The sequence below is a fragment of the Tullyiplasma multilocale ATCC 49900 genome, from assembly GCF_000483165.1.
Classification (GTDB): domain Bacteria; phylum Bacillota_I; class Bacilli_A; order Mycoplasmatales; family Mycoplasmataceae; genus Tullyiplasma; species Tullyiplasma multilocale.
In genome coordinates, this window is sequence record NZ_KI519557.1 from 102,288 (window position 1) to 118,723 (window position 16,436).

Below are 16,436 nucleotides of genomic sequence, written 5' to 3' on the forward strand. Positions count from 1 at the left end.
ATAACAAAAAAGAAAGAGAGACCACAAACATGGCAAAAGAATTAACTAGAGAAGAGTTATGAGAAGCGGGAGTTCAATACGGACACCAAACTAAACGTTGAAACCCAAAAATGGCTCCATACATTTATGGAACAAAAAACAAAAACCACATCATTGATTTACAAAAAACAATGGTTCAATTAGAAGAAGCTAGAAAAGTTATGGCTGCAATCGGAGCTAAAAACGAAAAAGTATTATTCGTTGGAACAAAAAGATCAGCTAAAAATGCAGTTGCTGAAGCAGCATTACGTTCAGGAAACTTCTTTGTAAACCAAAGATGATTAGGTGGAACATTAACAAACTTAAAAACAATTTTAGTAAGAATTAAACACTTATGACAAATTGAAGAAGAAGAAAAAAATGGAAAATTAGCTTTAAGAACTAAAAAAGAACAAATCTTAATCTTAAAAGAAAAAGCTAAATTAGAAAAAACTTTAGGTGGAATCAAACAAATGCACAAATTACCTGCAGCATTATTTGTAGTAGACCCAAAAACTGATGAAATTGCAGTTAAAGAAGCAAGAAAATTAGGAATTAAAGTTATCGCAATTTGTGATACAAACGTTGATCCAGATATGGTTGACTTAGTGATTCCTGCAAACGATGATTTACAAGAATCAGTAAACATCATTGTAAACAACATGGTAGATGCTTATGCTGATGCAGCACAAATCAAAATGCCAGAATCAAAATTAAAAACTGTAGCTCCTAAAAAAGAATACAGAGAAAACACAAACAACAATGGTGAAAGAACTTGAAAACCAAGAACTGAAAGACCAACAACTAAATAATTAAATTAAATTATTTATCATAAAAATCAGGGGGATAAAAATATGGCAGTAGATGCAAAATTAATTAAAGAATTACGTGAAATCACTCAAGCTGGAATGATGGATTGTAAAAAAGCTCTTGAAGCTACAAACAACAACATCGATGATGCTATTGTTTGATTAAGAGAAAACGGATTAGCTAAAGCAGCTAAAAAATCTGATCGTGTAGCAGCTGAAGGTGTTACTTTAGCAGTTGAAAACGATACAAAAGCAGCAATTATCGAAGTTAACTCAGAAACAGACTTCGTTGCTCAAAACGAATCATTCTTAAACTTAATGAACGAAGTTGCAACTTCTTTATTAAACTCAGATGCTAAAACTTTAGAAGAAGCATTAGCAGTTAAAACATCAAAAGGTACAACTATTGGTGAAGAACTAATTACAGCAACAGCTACAATTGGGGAAAAAATTGAATTAAGAAGATTTGTAATCGTTGAAAAAGGTGCTGATAAAACAGTTACTTTATACAACCACGCAAACAAAAGAGTTTCTGTATTATTAGCATTTGATGGAAACATGGATGCTTCAGACGCATACAACGTTGCAATGCACGTTGCTGCAATGTCACCAAAATACAAAAACAAATCAGAAATTCCTGCTGAATTCAAAGAATCAGAAATGCACATTATTAAAGAATTAGCAAAAGAAGATCCTAAATTAGTTGGAAAACCTGAAAACATTATCGAAAACATCTTAAATGGAAAATTATCTAAAAAATTATCAGAAATTTCTTTAGAAGATCAATCATTTGTAGTTGATGAAAAATTCACAGTTGGAAAATTCATCGAATCTAAAGGTGCTACTTTAACTGAAATGGTACGTTTCGAAGTTGGAGAAGGTATTGAGAAAGTTGTGACAGACTTCGCTAGTGAAGTTGCTGCACAAGTTGCCGGTAACTAATTATGTTTAATCAATTAACTAATTTATTTCCAAAAGTTTCAACTAATCTATTAATTTTAGGAGTTATTTTATTAGCTGTCTCAACATTAATAGCTATTATGATGACTTACTACGTTTATAAATTCGTAACTGCTAAGTCAAAGGCTAAAATAATTGGTAAAAATTTATTATTTGTTTTAGTTGGGATGTATATAGTACAACTTGCACTAGCAATCTCTGTAATTGCGATTTATTCAAATGCGGATGAAATCTTCACTACAGAAAGTTCAGCATTAGGTACAATCGTGGCCTTAATCGCTGTAGGGTTTGTATTCCTAATTGCGACAGTTGTTCTATTATGATTTGCTTTACCAAAATTTGGTATTGCATTCGATGAGAAACAAATTTCTTTCATGGGAGAATCAATTGGATATTCAAAAATTACAAAAGTAATTGATGATGAAACTAAAGGTGCTGTTTATATTAATTACCTACAAGGTAAAAGAACTAACAAGCGTCAAAAGATATCTAAATCTTCTATGTTTGGACCATTTGTTATTAAAAACATCGAACTTACAGGTCATAAAATTGAAAAAGGTAATGCTGATGAATATTTCAAAAATATGGCAGCGTTAGCTAAAAAAGCTGAAATTGAAAAAGAAAAAGAAATAGTTAAAAAAATTAAAAATAAAGACGATCAAAAATAATTGTTTTAAAACATCTCTCACAAAGAGATGTTTTTTTATTTCTATAAATTAACATTAGATTTTTAGGGGTTTAATTAGTATAATTAATAGGATAAACAGAATAATAGGGGTGTAGAATGACTTTAAAATACAATACAGCACTTTTAAAACTTAGTGGAGAAGCTTTAAAAGGTGAAAATGAAATTTATGACAAAGAAGCATTAGAAAATGTTTCTAAACAAATTATTCAATTGGCTCGTGAAGGAGCAAAATTGGGAATTGTTATTGGTGGAGGAAATATCTGAAGAGGTAACCTTGGCCCAAGTATCAACATGCCGCAAATTAATGCAGACTACATGGGGATGTTAGCGACAGTTATGAATGGTTTGGCTTTAGAGTCAACAATCAAGACAATGGGTTATGATAAAGTCGATGTATATTCATCACTTGAAATTAACACTGTAACTGAGCCTTACAACTTTAAAAAGGCTAGAACAAAAATGGAAGAAGGACACATTTCTATTTTCGTTGGTGGAACTGGTTATGCATATTTCACAACAGATACAAACGCGACAATTAGAGCTATTGAAATTGGAGCGGATGTTATCTTAATGGCTAAGAACGGGGTTGCAGGAGTTTACGATAAAGATCCAAGAACAAATGCCGATGCCGTATTATTTGAACATTTAACACACAATGAAGTGGCAGAAAAGAAATTAAGAGTTATGGATTTAACTGCTGCTACTTTAGCACAAGATGCCAACTTAAAAATCGAAGTATTCGACATGCAAGGACAAGATAACATTGTTAAAGTTATGCATGGAGATTTAAAATCAACAATTATTGAATAAAAAGAGGAGAAAAATATTATGATGGACGAAATTTTATTAAATGCTGAAATGGAAATGCAAAACACTATTTCAGCTTGAAAAGACTATATGACAAAAATTAGAACAGGTAGAGCTAATGCTTCTATGCTTGATAGAGTTATGGTTAACTTTTATGGTACACCAACACCATTGAACCAAACTTCACAAATTCAAGTTCCTGAACCACAACAAATCTTAGTTAAACCATACGATAGATCACAAATTCAAGAAGTTTTATCAGGAATTAACAAAGCTGATTTAGGTGTTAACCCTATTGCTGATGCTGAAGTAATCAGAATTAATATTCCAGCTTTAACTGAAGACTTACGTAAAGATTTAGTTAAAAAAATGTCAAAAGAATTAGAAACTTTTAAGGTAAGAATTAGAAACTCACGTCGTGATGCTATTGATGCTGCTAAAAAATCTAAAGATATTTCTGAAGACTTAGTTAAAGGTATGGAAAAAGATATTCAAGCTTTAACTGATAAATTTGTAAAAGAATTAGAAGACTTGACAAAAGGGAAAGAAAAAGAATTAATGACAATTTAGTTGTCATTTTGTTTATAATCTCATTATAAGAAAATATTTATACATTAAATAGGAGGAAATATGAGTCAGAATTTTAAATTAGGACAAGTGGTTGAATACAATGAACAGCCACAAACAATTGTTGGGGCGGGAGTTCGTTTTGACGATGAAAATAACAGAATTGAAACTGTTAAAATTGAAAACCAAAAGACTAAGGAACTAGTTATTGTTGATGCTGATGAACTTTGAAATGTTTTAGCGAAAAAAGAAGAAATCAAAGTTTCTGCCGCTAAAACAGTGACTGTAGAAAAAGTTGTTGTTGAGTCTGTGAAAGTTGTTGATGAAGAAACTCCTATTAAAGAAGTTGTAAAACAAAAAGTAACTGTTGAAAAGAAAGTTCAAGTTAAGAAAGAAATCAAAGTTGAAGTTAAAGAGACTGCAACTGAGGAAATTAAATCTGAAAAACCAACTGAACCAGTTGAAGTTAAAAAGGTTGTTGAACCTAAAGTTAAATTAACTAAAACAAATAATGAACCAATCATTAAACATACTCCTGCACCTAATGCTTACAAAGATGCAGAAGAATATGATGGATTAATTGGGGGCGCTTCAAAATTACAAAAAGCTAAAGTATATGCAATAAACAAAAATAAGAGAATTAAAAATACTTTAGAATTAGTGAATCAAGAAAAAGTTCTTTCTACTCCTATCAAATCAGAGAAAACTTTCAATGAAGATGGAGTATCACAATTTAAAATTGGGGTTGTTTCTAAGAATACTTCTGAAAATCTTAAATCTACAAAAGCTGTAGATGTGATCGTTGAAGACGAAATTAATGATGGATTCTCAGCTGTAAAAATTGATATTGAAGCTTATGATACATCTATTATTTTTGAAGAAACAGAGAATAAATACTTCAATGATAAAACTAATACAATTGTTTTAAATGGTAAAGCATTTAAGAACAAAGAAAAATATAATACTTTAAAAACAATGTTAGCAGTTCAAAAGAGAATCAATAAAGCGCTTGTTATAATGGCATCACTATTATTGGCAGCATTCATGATTTTCTTCATGATGAAAGTATTAAATCAAGCCTTTAATTTTGAAGGTGGTTTAAACAACAACTTCTTAATTGGGCCAGATAAAGTTTTTGAATTAGATATAGATAAATTAGGATCATTAATATACAACGTTGATTTTGCAGCTAATATTATTTTAGTGGCGATAATACCTTTAATTGTTATGGTTATTCTGATATTACTTATGAAGAAATCATTTTCAAAGAATAAATTTTCTAAAAAAATTAACAATATTTAAAAATAACATAGATAATATAAAAAACATTGGGAAACCAGTGTTTTTTATATTAAAATTAGGATAACTATATTAATTAGTGAGAGGTAAAGAAATTATGAAAAATGTTATAGATATATTTAAACAAGATTTAAAAACCGTTGCTCTATCATTAGGGATTGAAGCAGATCCAATTGTAGAGATTAACAAGAATGGTGTTAATGGTGATTTTTCATCAACATTAGCTTTGATGGCTGCTAAAAAATTAGGAAAAAATCCTAGAGAATTAGCTGAAATCATTAAGTCAGAATTAGAAAAAACAGGGAACTATGAAACTATTGAAGTTGCTGGTCCTGGTTTTGTTAATGTAAAAATTAACAAAGTTATTTTGAATGGTGTAATTAAGAAAATTATGACTGAAGAATCTGAATATGGAAAACAACCTCGACGCAACAAAGTAATTAATATTGAATATGTATCAGCAAACCCAACAGGATTCTTACACGTTGGACATGCAAGAAATGCGGTTTCTGGTTCTACATTAGAAAAAATATTTGAAGCAGATGGATTTGATGTTCAAACAGAATACTACATGAATGATGCGGGTAACCAAATCAATATTTTAGCAGTTACTGTATTTGTACACTACTTACAGGCTTTAGGAATTGATGCTCAAAAACCTGAAAATTCTTATGGTGGAGATATGTATGACGAAGTTGCTGCATACTTCGTTGATGAGTTTGGAGACAAATTTAAAGACGTAACTTTTAGTGATACTAAAATTAATGATGAAGAAGTTCACCAAATTTTTAGAAAACGTTCAGTTGAGCATTTCACAGATATTATTAAAGAACAATTGGCAGACTTCGGAGTATTGATTCCACATTACTCAAGTGAGCAAGCTATGTATGATGAACACGAAATTGAAAAAATGTTAGACCTATATGCAAAATTGGGAGCAACATATGAAAAAGATGGAGCCCTTTGATTAAGAACTACTGACTTTGGTGATGACAAAGACAGAGTATTGATCAAATCAGATGGATCATACACTTACATCGTTCCAGATTTAGCAACTCACCATATTAGAATTCAAAGAACTGGTGCAGAAAAATTAATTAATGTATGAGGTGGAGATCACCATGGTTATATCGCACGTATGAGAGCTGGACTAGCTTTATTAGGACACAACCCAGATATTCTTGAAATTGAAATGGTACAAATGGTACGTCTTATTAAAGATGGTCAAGAGTATAAAATGTCTAAACGTAAAGGTACAGCTGTTTGATTAGTTGATATTCAAGAAATGGTTGGAAAAGATGCTTTACGTTATATGTTGGCATCTAAATCATCAAGTTCACACATGGACTTAGATCTAGATTTAATTCAACAAAAAAATGCATCCAACCCTGTTTACTATGCACAATATGCAACAGCAAGATGTAATTCTGTTTTACGTCAAGCAAACGAAAAAGGATTCACAGCTAACATTAATACTGGAGCAGCTTTAGAAACTGCTAAAGAATCTGAATTACTTGTTACTTTAGACAATTATGCTGAAGTTATTAAAGCAGCTTCAAAAAATAGAGCGCCACAAATGATTTGTGATTACATTCAATTAGTCGCAAAACAATTCCACTCTTATTACTCAGAAACAAAAATTTTAGATGAAAATAATAGAGAATTATCTGAAATGCGTTTAGCTTTAGTTTCAGCAGTTCTACAAGTATTACAAAATGCTTTCGCACTTATCGATGTAAATGCTGTTGAAAAAATGTAAATAAAGGAGAAATCATGGTAAATAATTGAGATTTATTTATCTTAGATCCATTAATAATACTATTAGGTTTAATTGGTATTGGATATATTTGGAAAAAAGAGAATGCTTCTAAGAAGTGATTGATATTTTACGTAGAAACAATACTAATATGATTCGTAAATGGTTTCCTTATCAAGAAGGGAGCAGAGCATATTCAAATTAGTGAAAGCTATTCTACGCCTGGCGCAATAGCATTAGCACTTTTTGGAGCTTCTGCTTTTTTTGCTATATTATTAAAACCTCTTGCAACCTATTTAACGGGTCGAATAAGAAGTCGTCGAGTTTGGATGTGATCTGCACAAGGAACTAGTGCTATAGCATTGCTGATGTCATTATTCATTGGTTATAACACTAGTGGTTCGGCTGCACTGATCGTATTTTCTGCTATCTTTATAGGATTTTCATTAGCATCACAATCTCTATACTTTTTACTAGTTAATGAACAACACTACTATAAGATATTTCCGATGACATCTTCATTTAAAATGGCTTTTGTAATAACATTAGGAACTTTTATAGGTACATGAATTTTCAACACTAATTTTGTAGCTCAGAAGGGTTATGAACAAGGAACTAATATTAGTTACGTTGGTGTTTTTATAGTAACGCTAATAGCGTTATTAATCTCAGTGGTGTTGAGTTTTAAAAACATCGAAAAACCTTCGTATATTCAATCATTCTCAATCAATACCAAGGAAAAATTAATGCCATACAATAAAAAAGTTTTGATAAACTTATTAATCTTAATGGTTGGTCTAGGAATTATTTTTAGTCTTTTAAATTCATCGGTTTATGAGTTATTTATTGCTGCAAAACTTAAATCACATAATATGTCATTAGGGGCAATATACGGATTCTTGAGAAGATATAGCGATTTATTCTATATTGCTCAATTTATACTAGGGTATCCAATATACCGATATTTAACAAGAAAAATTGGTTATAGACAAACTATAACAGGGGTTTTAATCATAATGTTGATAGTTGTTGTGTCAACTACATTTGTTTATAATGAGAATTTATTGTTGTTTGCAAGATTTATTTTTGGAATAGCTTTTTCACAGATATTTTATATTTGATTTGGAATGGCTATAGCTTGAAACTATCGTTCTTCAGGTATCCCGATCACTGGGTTGGCTGCATCAGCATACCTAATCGGAGACTTCCTTCCAACATTAATAACAAGTATCTGTAGATTATCTGGTGCTGGGTTCTTTGGAACAGCCGCTAGTGTCAGTGATATTGTAAATAATGATTTTGATATTACAGAATTTATTACAAAATTGGAGAACGCAATGGCCATAATAGGATGTATCGTTTTTGCAGCCATTGCTGGGTATTTAACTTATCATATTTTTGCATCAAAAATAGTATTAGTTGAATATACAAATCTGGAAGATATAGAAGCAAAACTGATTAGTTTAGAAAAGAAAAATATTCAAAACAAAATCAAGTCAAGAATAACTCTTGATTAAGGAGAAATATGTTTAAAAAAGAATTTGAAGATAAAATTGATCTAAATGTAAATTTAGAGAACATCAATGATAAAGTCTCAAGAGACTTCCTAAAATACTTAGTATTCAAAAATAAGGAAGATATATCTCTTGATACTTTAAATAAATTGAATGAGTCTGCTAAAATTGTGGCAGCCAATAATGAACATGAATTCGTTACTCAATCTGATTTGATAGCGATGAAATACTTAGAACAAGACGAAATTGAAAACTTTAGTGAGTTATTTGACATGTGTTTGAAAAATACAATGTTTAGAGAACTTAATGTTTATTTAAAAGCTAATATCGAATTTAAAGATCAAGCGACTACGGATTTTGAAAATGGAAGTCTTTCAAGTGAACAAAAAGAGCATGCTGTTAAACTACTTGAGTGAACAACTAATAAAATTGTTGAACTTGAATCTACGAAAGAATCTGTTTTGGCTGGTCCACAACTAGTTAATTCAATAACAGGAGTTGAGGCATCAGAATTTTATGAATCTAAAATTGCAGAAATCATCACTATGATGAAATGACATAATGTTGGATTTACAATAATTAAGAATGCTTAGTCTATTTATAATTATTTTTTTGTAATATAATATAAATAGAAAGAATGAGGATATAAACATGAACAACAAATTAAAAAGAGCAGTAGCTTGTTTAGTTAACTGATTAGTAATCGTTCCAATCATTAACGTTGTATTATAATTCTTAGGTAAAAAACCAGTTGGTCAAAACTTATTTGATACAGCTTTACCAACAGATAAAAATGAACAATTAATTTTCGGATTAATGACATTAGTTACTTTCTTCTGTACATTTGGTATCGGAATTATCGTAAACATTTACTTCTGATGAAATGAAGAAGATTCAATTCCAACAATGTTAACTAAAAAAATCTTAGCTTAATATTTGTCACTAAAAACACCCTTTTTATGGGTGTTTTTTTATATAATAAGAGTATTGAATGGTTGAAAGGGGAAAATTATGAATGGTCAAAAATTAAGTATGTATATAAAACAACTTAAACAAATAATTACAATCCTTAAAACTGGCGAACAAGATGAAGAGAAATTAAAAGACTTGATTCAAGTTTTAATAAAAATAATTGACGAAACCGTTTTAGAAGATTCTATAATAACTTATTGATTGGAAAAAAATCAACAAAAAAGTAATAGAGTACTAGAGATGAAAATCAGAAACTTTGATAAGACAATTCTTGATATGAGTCTTGTTCATAATTTTTTATATTTATTAAAAACAACTGGTGCGATATTATTGACTAAATATAAGGCTTTTGATTTTTACATTTATACTGAAGTTAATACTATGTTAAATTTTTATATTAAGTCATCAATTGATTCTGGAATGTATGATGTTACTGATACAAAATTTAACATAAATGACATTGAATATCATTTGCAAAACCAAATGTTTAAATACATATATTCATTCTTTGATAAAATCACATACATTAATCACTTTATTATCAAAAAATACGAATTAGAAAGTCTTAAGGAAGCAAGAGAATATAAATTTATTAATGATTTTGTAAAAATTTCTAGCCCTTTATTTAAGACAAGAGCAGCAATGGTAAGAATGCAGAAATATGTAGAAAAACTATATAAATCACAATCTTTTCATTATGTGCGAAAATTAAGAAACAACTTAGAACATTCGTTCACAAACCCTGAAAGAGATTACTCAGTTTCTCTAGAAATAGAATTATTATTCATTTTAATTTTCAGAACAATTTTACAATTGAAAAGTGATTTCAAGACTGACAATGAGATGTTTAGAATATTTAAACAAAGAAAAGATTAACAAGCAAAATTAAGATAGAATTATAAAAGAAGAAAGCAATGAGGTGGAATGTCGTGAGACGTTGAGAAGAAGTTAATATCGGTGAATTTTCAGGTCCTTTGGATTTGTTATTAGCGATGGTAAAAGATAAAAAAATTAATATAATGGATGTGAACTTGATTGAGTTATCATCTCAGTACCTTGATTACATTAATGTACAACAACAATTAGATATTGAGATTGCTAGTGAATATTTAGTAGTGGCTGCACAACTAATTGAAATTAAATCGAGGTTGCTATTACCAAAAGAAGTTGAATTTGAAGGTGATGAAGATTCATCATATGAAGACCTATTGGTGCAATTAACAAAATATGAACAAATAAGAAGTGTGACTGATTTCTTTGCATTTAGACAAGAAGAATATTTAAAAACATTCTCAAAACCTAAAACTAAAACAAACTTTGCTACAAAATTAGCAAAGGATGAGGGAGACTTACTAGTTGATCCTCTAAATATGGATATGGAATCATTTGCACAAATATTTAAAAAAATCATGATGCAAGCTGAAATGAGAAATTATGATGATTTTGATTTAATCGAAGAGGAATATAACACTATTACAACAGATGTTATTTCACCTCAAGAAATTGCTGATATTATTTTAAATAAAATGAAAAGCAATAAATTTAAAGAATGACCACTTGAAGAGTTATTAACAAGTGATCAATTCAATATTAAGAATTTAATATCAACTTTCTTAGCTATTTTAGATTTGGTAAGACACCAAATAGCAACAGTTAAGCAAGCTGAAAATACATTACACATTCGTTTTACTGAAGATGTAATAAATGATGAAAGTTTAATCGAAAGAATTGAGGTAGAGGGTTATGAATAATAAAGAAATCCAAGCAATAATTGAAGGTATTTTATTTATTTATGGTGAGGAAGGAATTTCATTTTCTGATTTACAAAATGTGTTAGAAAATGAAAAGTCTTCAGCTATTAAGAATGCTATTCAAGATTTAAAAGTTAAATATGATAATGATGAAGGGTCTGCTTTTTCTATTCAAAATTTTGGTCAAAATAAATTTAGACTACAAACTAAACCTCATTTACATGAATATTTTGCAAAACTTGAAATGGCTCAATCTCAATCTAAACTGTCAAACTCAAGTATTGAAGTATTGTCAATCGTTGCCTATAAAGGGCCAATTGCAAAAAGTGGAATTGATGAAATTCGTGGTGTGGATTCTTCTTACCAAGTTTACAAACTTAAAGAGAGAAACTTAATTAGAGTATCTGGTAAATCAGAAGAAATCGGTAATGCTAATTTATATACAATTACTGAAAACTTCTATAAATTATTTAACCTACAAGGTGGGTTAGAAGTGCTTCCTTCAATCGGAGAAGACGAGTTACAAAATATTATTGATGAAAACTTAGCGGAATTAGACAAAAATAAAGAACAAAATAAAAATAGAGATATTTTCGCCGATGAAGATGATCAAGTGGAGGTATCAGAATAATGGCAGTCGAGAGATTACAGAAGATTATTGCAAACCGTGGAGCGGTTTCAAGAAGAGCAGCAGAAAGACTTATCGAACAAGGTAAAGTTATGGTAAACGGTGAAGTTGTTACTGAAATGGGTTTCAAGTGTTCAACTGATGCTGAAATCACAATTAACGGACATGAAGTTGTTTCTGATAATGAGAAATACTACTTCTTATTCAACAAACCAAGGTTAGTTTTAACAACAATGGATGATCCAAAAGGGCGTAGAACGGTAGCTGAATTTTTTGAAGAAATTCCTGCAAGAGTTTACCCAGTTGGTCGTTTGGATTATGACGTAGCTGGTTTATTATTGATGACAAATGATGGTGATTTTGCTAACTTTGTTATGCACCCTAGATATGAATTTTTTAAAACATATCAAGCAATGTGTAGAGGACATGTTTCTAAGAAGCAAGTATCACAATTAATTAAAGGGGTAACTATCGATGATGATTACTTCACAAAAGCTATTGATGCTAAAATGGTTAACTACAATAAAGAAAAAAATATCTCTATTGTAGAAATGACAATTGCCGAAGGTAGAAAACACCACGTTAAAAAAATGTTAGCAGCCGCAGAAATTGATTTGGCTAAATTAAAAAGAACTAAAATCGAGTTCCTTGAAGAAGGAAATCTTGAGGTTGGAGAATTCCGTGAATTAAAAGCTCATGAAGTAAAACAATTTTATGGTATTTATAATGCCACAAGACGTAAAGGTGATTTATAATTATATTTATAAAACAATAAATAAGAGGAGAGAATAAAATGAGAATAGCAATATTTGGAACTGTAGGAGCAGGTAAGTCTTCAATATCTGAAGAAATTAGTAAACGTTTAGGACACGAAATCTTCCCTGAACCAGTAGAAGAAAATCCTTACTTTGACGATTATTATAAAGACTTAAAAGCTACAGTATTTAAAATGCAAATTTACATGCTAGCAGCACGTTCAAAACAATTAAAACAAGCACATCAATTGAAAGATATTATCTTCGATAGAACTATCTTAGAAGATCCTATCTTTATGAAGGTTAACTATGACTTAGGAAATGTTAATGATGTTGATTTTAAAACTTACAATGATTTCTACGAAAATGTAGTTTTAGAAAACTTAAAAATTCCAGATGAAAGAGTAAAATTTGATATTGTTATTTATTTAAAAGTATCTACTGAAAAAGCTATTGAAAGAATTCACCAACGTGGACGTAGTGGAGAACTTGAAGTTGATAATAAATACTGAGAAATCTTAAACAATAACTACGCAGAGTTCTATGATAAAAATGTTTATGATTTCCCATTCTTTGTTGTTGATGCAGAAACAGACAACATGGATGAAAAAATGGAAGTTATCATGAATAGAATCTACGAACTAGATCCAAGTTTAAAAAAATAATATTGTAAAAACCTTTAATAAGGTTTTTTTTATTTTATAATTAGTAAGTATTAAAACTAAAACTTAAAGGAGAAATTTTATGGGAAGAGCCCACGAGGTTAGAGCGTCTTCAATGGCAAAAACAGCTGCTAAAAAATCAGCTGCCAACGGAAGAGCTTCAAAAGAAATTTACATGGCCGCAAAAGCTGGAGGGTCAGATCCAACAGCGAACTTAACATTAAGAGCGGCAATTGATAAAGCTAAATCAAATCAAATTCCAAGTGATGTAATCCAAAGAGCTATTAAACGTGCTCAAGGAGGGGATGCTGAATCATATACAGCTAACCGTTACGAAGGAATGGGACCAGGAAACGTTGCTATTATTGTTGATGCATTAACAAGTAATGTTAATAGAGCAGCTTCAAACATTAGAGAAGTATTTAATAAAAATAATGGTAATCCCGAAGGTAAAGTAGCATTCATGTTCCAAGATGCAGCTATCTTTGCATTTGAAGGAAAAACTATCGATGAGACATTAGAAACATTAATGATGAATGATGTTGATGTTAACGATGTTGTTGAAGAAGATGGAGCTATTGTTGTTTATGCACCATTTAAAGCTTTCAGTTCAGTTAAACACGCTTTAGACGACATGGGTGTTGAAGAATACCTAATGGCTGAAACTAAATTGATACCAACTGATGATTACATTGAAATTGATAACCAAGAAATTAAGGATCAATTACAACAACTTTTAGATAAATTAGATGATTTAGAAGATGTTCAAAACGTATATCATAATGCTGCATTATAATATTTAAACACCTAAGGGTGTTTTTTTATTCTATAATAGTAATATGGGGGTGTAAATATGGGATATGAACACTATCTGAACATAGCATTATTCACAATTGATTCAGTTTGTATTTTAGGAATAATTTTAGTATATAGTTTTTCTACTAAAACCTATCATAATTACGTAGTACCTAAAATAAGTACATACAATGATGTAATTGATTCCAAGAACATTGAAAAATTATTGATTGAATTTAAACTTATGTTTAACTTGAAAGATTATGAAATAATTTACACTGAAACAGACAAATTCATTAAGATATTTAAAAACTTGAATAAGAAGAAAAAACAAATAATCATTTCTAAAAAAATATTTGAATCTGTTGGATATGAGATTGATTATCTTATTTCTAGAATTTGAATATCAGCAAAGCAAATTGAAAAAGATAGTAAAGTCAGAACGTATAGAGCAACACTTTCGTTTACTCCAAAATTATTCATGGGTCTAATGTTTGTTGGGTATGCACTGCAAACTGTAATATTCTTCTATTGTTTAAGTCAAACGACTCCGAATGCAACTTTAGGAACCGATACAACTAGTTTGGTTGGATTCATGAATTTCTTATGAAGAATACCATTGATAGCAACTTTCATTGTTGTACTTATGGGTGCTTTATTAATTAATTATATGTTTTTAATAAAGGCTAAAGAAATTATTGAAACTGAATACAATGTTGAAATTGTTGGATTAGTTAAAAATGTAATTTATGATTTTTATAATGATTTTGTGGCAGCCAGAACTTATGCTCAAAATATAACATTGCCAGCAATTCCATTAATGAAGGGTAATGACTTTTGAAATAATTGAAAGTGAATGGGGCCATTCACATACATGTAAAAAAATCAGGTTTCCCTGATTTTTTTTAATACTTAATTTCGTTTAATAACTTAATTTCATAACGTGCTTCATGACGGATATCTTCATTATAGTTCTCTTGTACTACGATATAAGAATTTTTATTATATTCTTTGAACATAGAGATATCGTTATAGTCATTTCCGGCTGTTATGATATCATCATGATTAATATTGAAAAGTTCTTTAAATCTTGTAATACCGTTTGCCTTTGAAGTGCTTTTTCTGTGGAATTCTATAATAGCGATTCCTTTTTCGATTCTTTCAACTCACCCAAAATCTAAATTTGAATTAACGAATATGGATTTGATTTTGTTTCAAATATTTTCACTGATCACAATATCTGAAGAAAGAATTGAAAGATTTTTATAATCATCTAATTTCAAATCACTCACTTTATCTTTGCCTGTAAATCCAGCTAAATCATCATTTCATTCTTTGGCTATAATACATTCAAATGAAGTAGTTGTAGTGATGCAAAGAACATCAATTTCATCTTCAAATTGTTTAAGGGTTTCAATGAAGAGGTTTTTTTCTTCATTAGTGAATGAGTTGTCATAGATTAAATTATCCTTTGAATCATAACTTATTCCTCCAGTACTACAAATGTAATATTGAGGGAATATTCCAACTTCTTTTTCTAAAAAGTCCTTAAGATATGAATAAGATCTTCCTGTTGTGATTACAAGATTATTATCCTTTCCAAATTCCTTTAAAAATTCTATGTTTTCCTCTGGGATTACAGGCTTGTGTACACTATCACTTTCAGTAATAGTTCCATCGAAGTCTGTGAATAATCATTTTTTCATATATAAATACCTGCCTTTAATAATATTTTAAACTTATGATGCTTTAAATAACTTTTATATTGTAAAAGTGGAATAAAAAAACCAAGAATGATTCTTGGTTAAATTAATAATTAAGCTTGACCTAATCCTTTTTCTTTTCATTCAGCAAGAATTTCTTCGCGTCCACCTTCAACAGCTAAACGTTCTTTGTATTCCTGGAATCTTTCTGTACATTCATGTAATTCTTCCATCGCTTCTTCTTTAGTACCTCAACCATTGATTACAACTGATTTTTTTTGTAATGCTTTGTATTGTAAGAAGAAGTTTTCGATTTCATCTCTTAAATGTTGAGGAACTGATTCTAATGTATCATATGATGTGAATCTTGGATCGTCATTGAATACACCAAATAATTTAGTATCAATTTCTCCAGCATCGATCATTTTAACAGAACCTAAAATTCTAACACTTACTTGAACACCAGGTAAAGTAGGGTAAGTACATAATGAGATAACATCTAATGGATCTCCATCTCAGTCTAATGTATTTTCAACCATTCCATATTCACCAGGATAGAAGTTAGCTCCGAATAGTACACGGTCTAATTTAATTCTTCCAGTAATTCCATCAACTTCATATTTGTTTGATGACCCTTTTGGGATTTCAACGATCATATCAATTACGTTATTTTGTGACATATAAATACCTCTTTCATTTCCATTATATATTTTATAATAATAAATATATAATTAAAGATATAAAGGAGGAAA

At 29.7% G+C, this 16,436-nt stretch carries 18 protein-coding genes; 16 read left to right on the forward strand and 2 right to left on the reverse strand.

Annotation, left to right across the window (positions count from 1 at the left end; translation table 4 throughout):
- Positions 1-29: 29 nt before the first annotated feature.
- The 16 genes from rpsB (at position 30) to G319_RS09840 (ending at position 14,861) form a co-directional block, all read left to right on the forward strand.
- A complete protein-coding gene (rpsB, locus tag G319_RS0103405; RefSeq protein ID WP_026389676.1) occupies positions 30-830 on the forward strand; it encodes a 30S ribosomal protein S2 in 801 nt (266 codons plus the stop codon).
- A gap of 42 nt (positions 831-872) precedes the next feature.
- Complete coding sequence (gene tsf, locus G319_RS0103410) at positions 873-1,769, forward strand: translation elongation factor Ts (protein WP_026389677.1); 897 nt, start codon at positions 873-875, stop codon at positions 1,767-1,769.
- A gap of 2 nt (positions 1,770-1,771) precedes the next feature.
- The gene (locus G319_RS09830; protein ID WP_026389678.1) at positions 1,772-2,455 is read left to right on the forward strand and encodes a hypothetical protein; all 684 of its coding nucleotides are present in this window, start codon (positions 1,772-1,774) and stop codon (positions 2,453-2,455) included.
- Between the two features lie 116 nt (positions 2,456-2,571).
- Complete coding sequence (gene pyrH, locus G319_RS0103420) at positions 2,572-3,285, forward strand: UMP kinase (RefSeq protein WP_026389679.1); 714 nt, start codon at positions 2,572-2,574, stop codon at positions 3,283-3,285.
- A gap of 18 nt (positions 3,286-3,303) precedes the next feature.
- The gene (gene frr / locus G319_RS0103425) at positions 3,304-3,852 is read left to right on the forward strand and encodes a ribosome recycling factor (protein WP_026389680.1); all 549 of its coding nucleotides are present in this window, start codon (positions 3,304-3,306) and stop codon (positions 3,850-3,852) included.
- A gap of 60 nt (positions 3,853-3,912) precedes the next feature.
- The gene (locus G319_RS0103430) at positions 3,913-5,151 is read left to right on the forward strand and encodes a hypothetical protein (protein ID WP_026389681.1); all 1,239 of its coding nucleotides are present in this window, start codon (positions 3,913-3,915) and stop codon (positions 5,149-5,151) included.
- A 91-nt stretch (positions 5,152-5,242) separates the two neighbouring features.
- Positions 5,243-6,907: an arginine--tRNA ligase gene (gene argS / locus G319_RS0103435; RefSeq protein ID WP_425277886.1), complete on the forward strand. Its 1,665-nt coding sequence runs from the start codon at positions 5,243-5,245 to the stop codon at positions 6,905-6,907.
- A 14-nt stretch (positions 6,908-6,921) separates the two neighbouring features.
- Complete coding sequence (locus G319_RS09835) at positions 6,922-8,421, forward strand: MFS cation transporter (protein ID WP_026389683.1); 1,500 nt, start codon at positions 6,922-6,924, stop codon at positions 8,419-8,421.
- An 8-nt stretch (positions 8,422-8,429) separates the two neighbouring features.
- Positions 8,430-9,011: a hypothetical protein gene (locus G319_RS0103445; RefSeq protein WP_026389684.1), complete on the forward strand. Its 582-nt coding sequence runs from the start codon at positions 8,430-8,432 to the stop codon at positions 9,009-9,011.
- 418 nt (positions 9,012-9,429) lie between these two features.
- Entirely contained in the window at positions 9,430-10,266 is an 837-nt protein-coding gene (locus G319_RS0103460; protein WP_026389685.1) for a hypothetical protein, read from the forward strand.
- 53 nt (positions 10,267-10,319) lie between these two features.
- Complete coding sequence (locus G319_RS0103465) at positions 10,320-11,141, forward strand: segregation and condensation protein A (RefSeq protein WP_026389686.1); 822 nt, start codon at positions 10,320-10,322, stop codon at positions 11,139-11,141.
- A complete protein-coding gene (gene scpB / locus G319_RS0103470; protein WP_026389687.1) occupies positions 11,134-11,772 on the forward strand; it encodes an SMC-Scp complex subunit ScpB in 639 nt (212 codons plus the stop codon). Before G319_RS0103465 ends, scpB begins: the two co-directional genes overlap by 8 nt.
- Complete coding sequence (locus G319_RS0103475) at positions 11,772-12,524, forward strand: pseudouridine synthase (protein WP_026389688.1); 753 nt, start codon at positions 11,772-11,774, stop codon at positions 12,522-12,524. Before scpB ends, G319_RS0103475 begins: the two co-directional genes overlap by 1 nt.
- A 38-nt stretch (positions 12,525-12,562) precedes the next feature.
- Positions 12,563-13,189, forward strand: a complete 627-nt coding sequence (locus tag G319_RS0103480) for a deoxynucleoside kinase (protein WP_026389689.1) — start codon at positions 12,563-12,565, stop codon at positions 13,187-13,189.
- A 79-nt stretch (positions 13,190-13,268) separates the two neighbouring features.
- Positions 13,269-13,982, forward strand: a complete 714-nt coding sequence (locus G319_RS0103485) for a YebC/PmpR family DNA-binding transcriptional regulator (protein ID WP_026389690.1) — start codon at positions 13,269-13,271, stop codon at positions 13,980-13,982.
- Positions 13,983-14,039: 57 nt separating this feature from the next.
- Positions 14,040-14,861 (forward strand): hypothetical protein, encoded by an 822-nt coding sequence (locus G319_RS09840; RefSeq protein ID WP_026389691.1) that lies wholly within the window; start codon positions 14,040-14,042, stop codon positions 14,859-14,861.
- 25 nt (positions 14,862-14,886) lie between these two features.
- On the opposite strand, the gene G319_RS09845 is transcribed toward G319_RS09840, so the two are convergent.
- Complete coding sequence (locus G319_RS09845; RefSeq protein ID WP_026389692.1) at positions 14,887-15,687, reverse strand: HAD-IIB family hydrolase; 801 nt, start codon at positions 15,685-15,687, stop codon at positions 14,887-14,889.
- Between the two features lie 110 nt (positions 15,688-15,797).
- Positions 15,798-16,364 (reverse strand): inorganic diphosphatase, encoded by a 567-nt coding sequence (locus G319_RS0103500; protein ID WP_026389693.1) that lies wholly within the window; start codon positions 16,362-16,364, stop codon positions 15,798-15,800.
- Positions 16,365-16,436 lie beyond the last annotated feature (72 nt).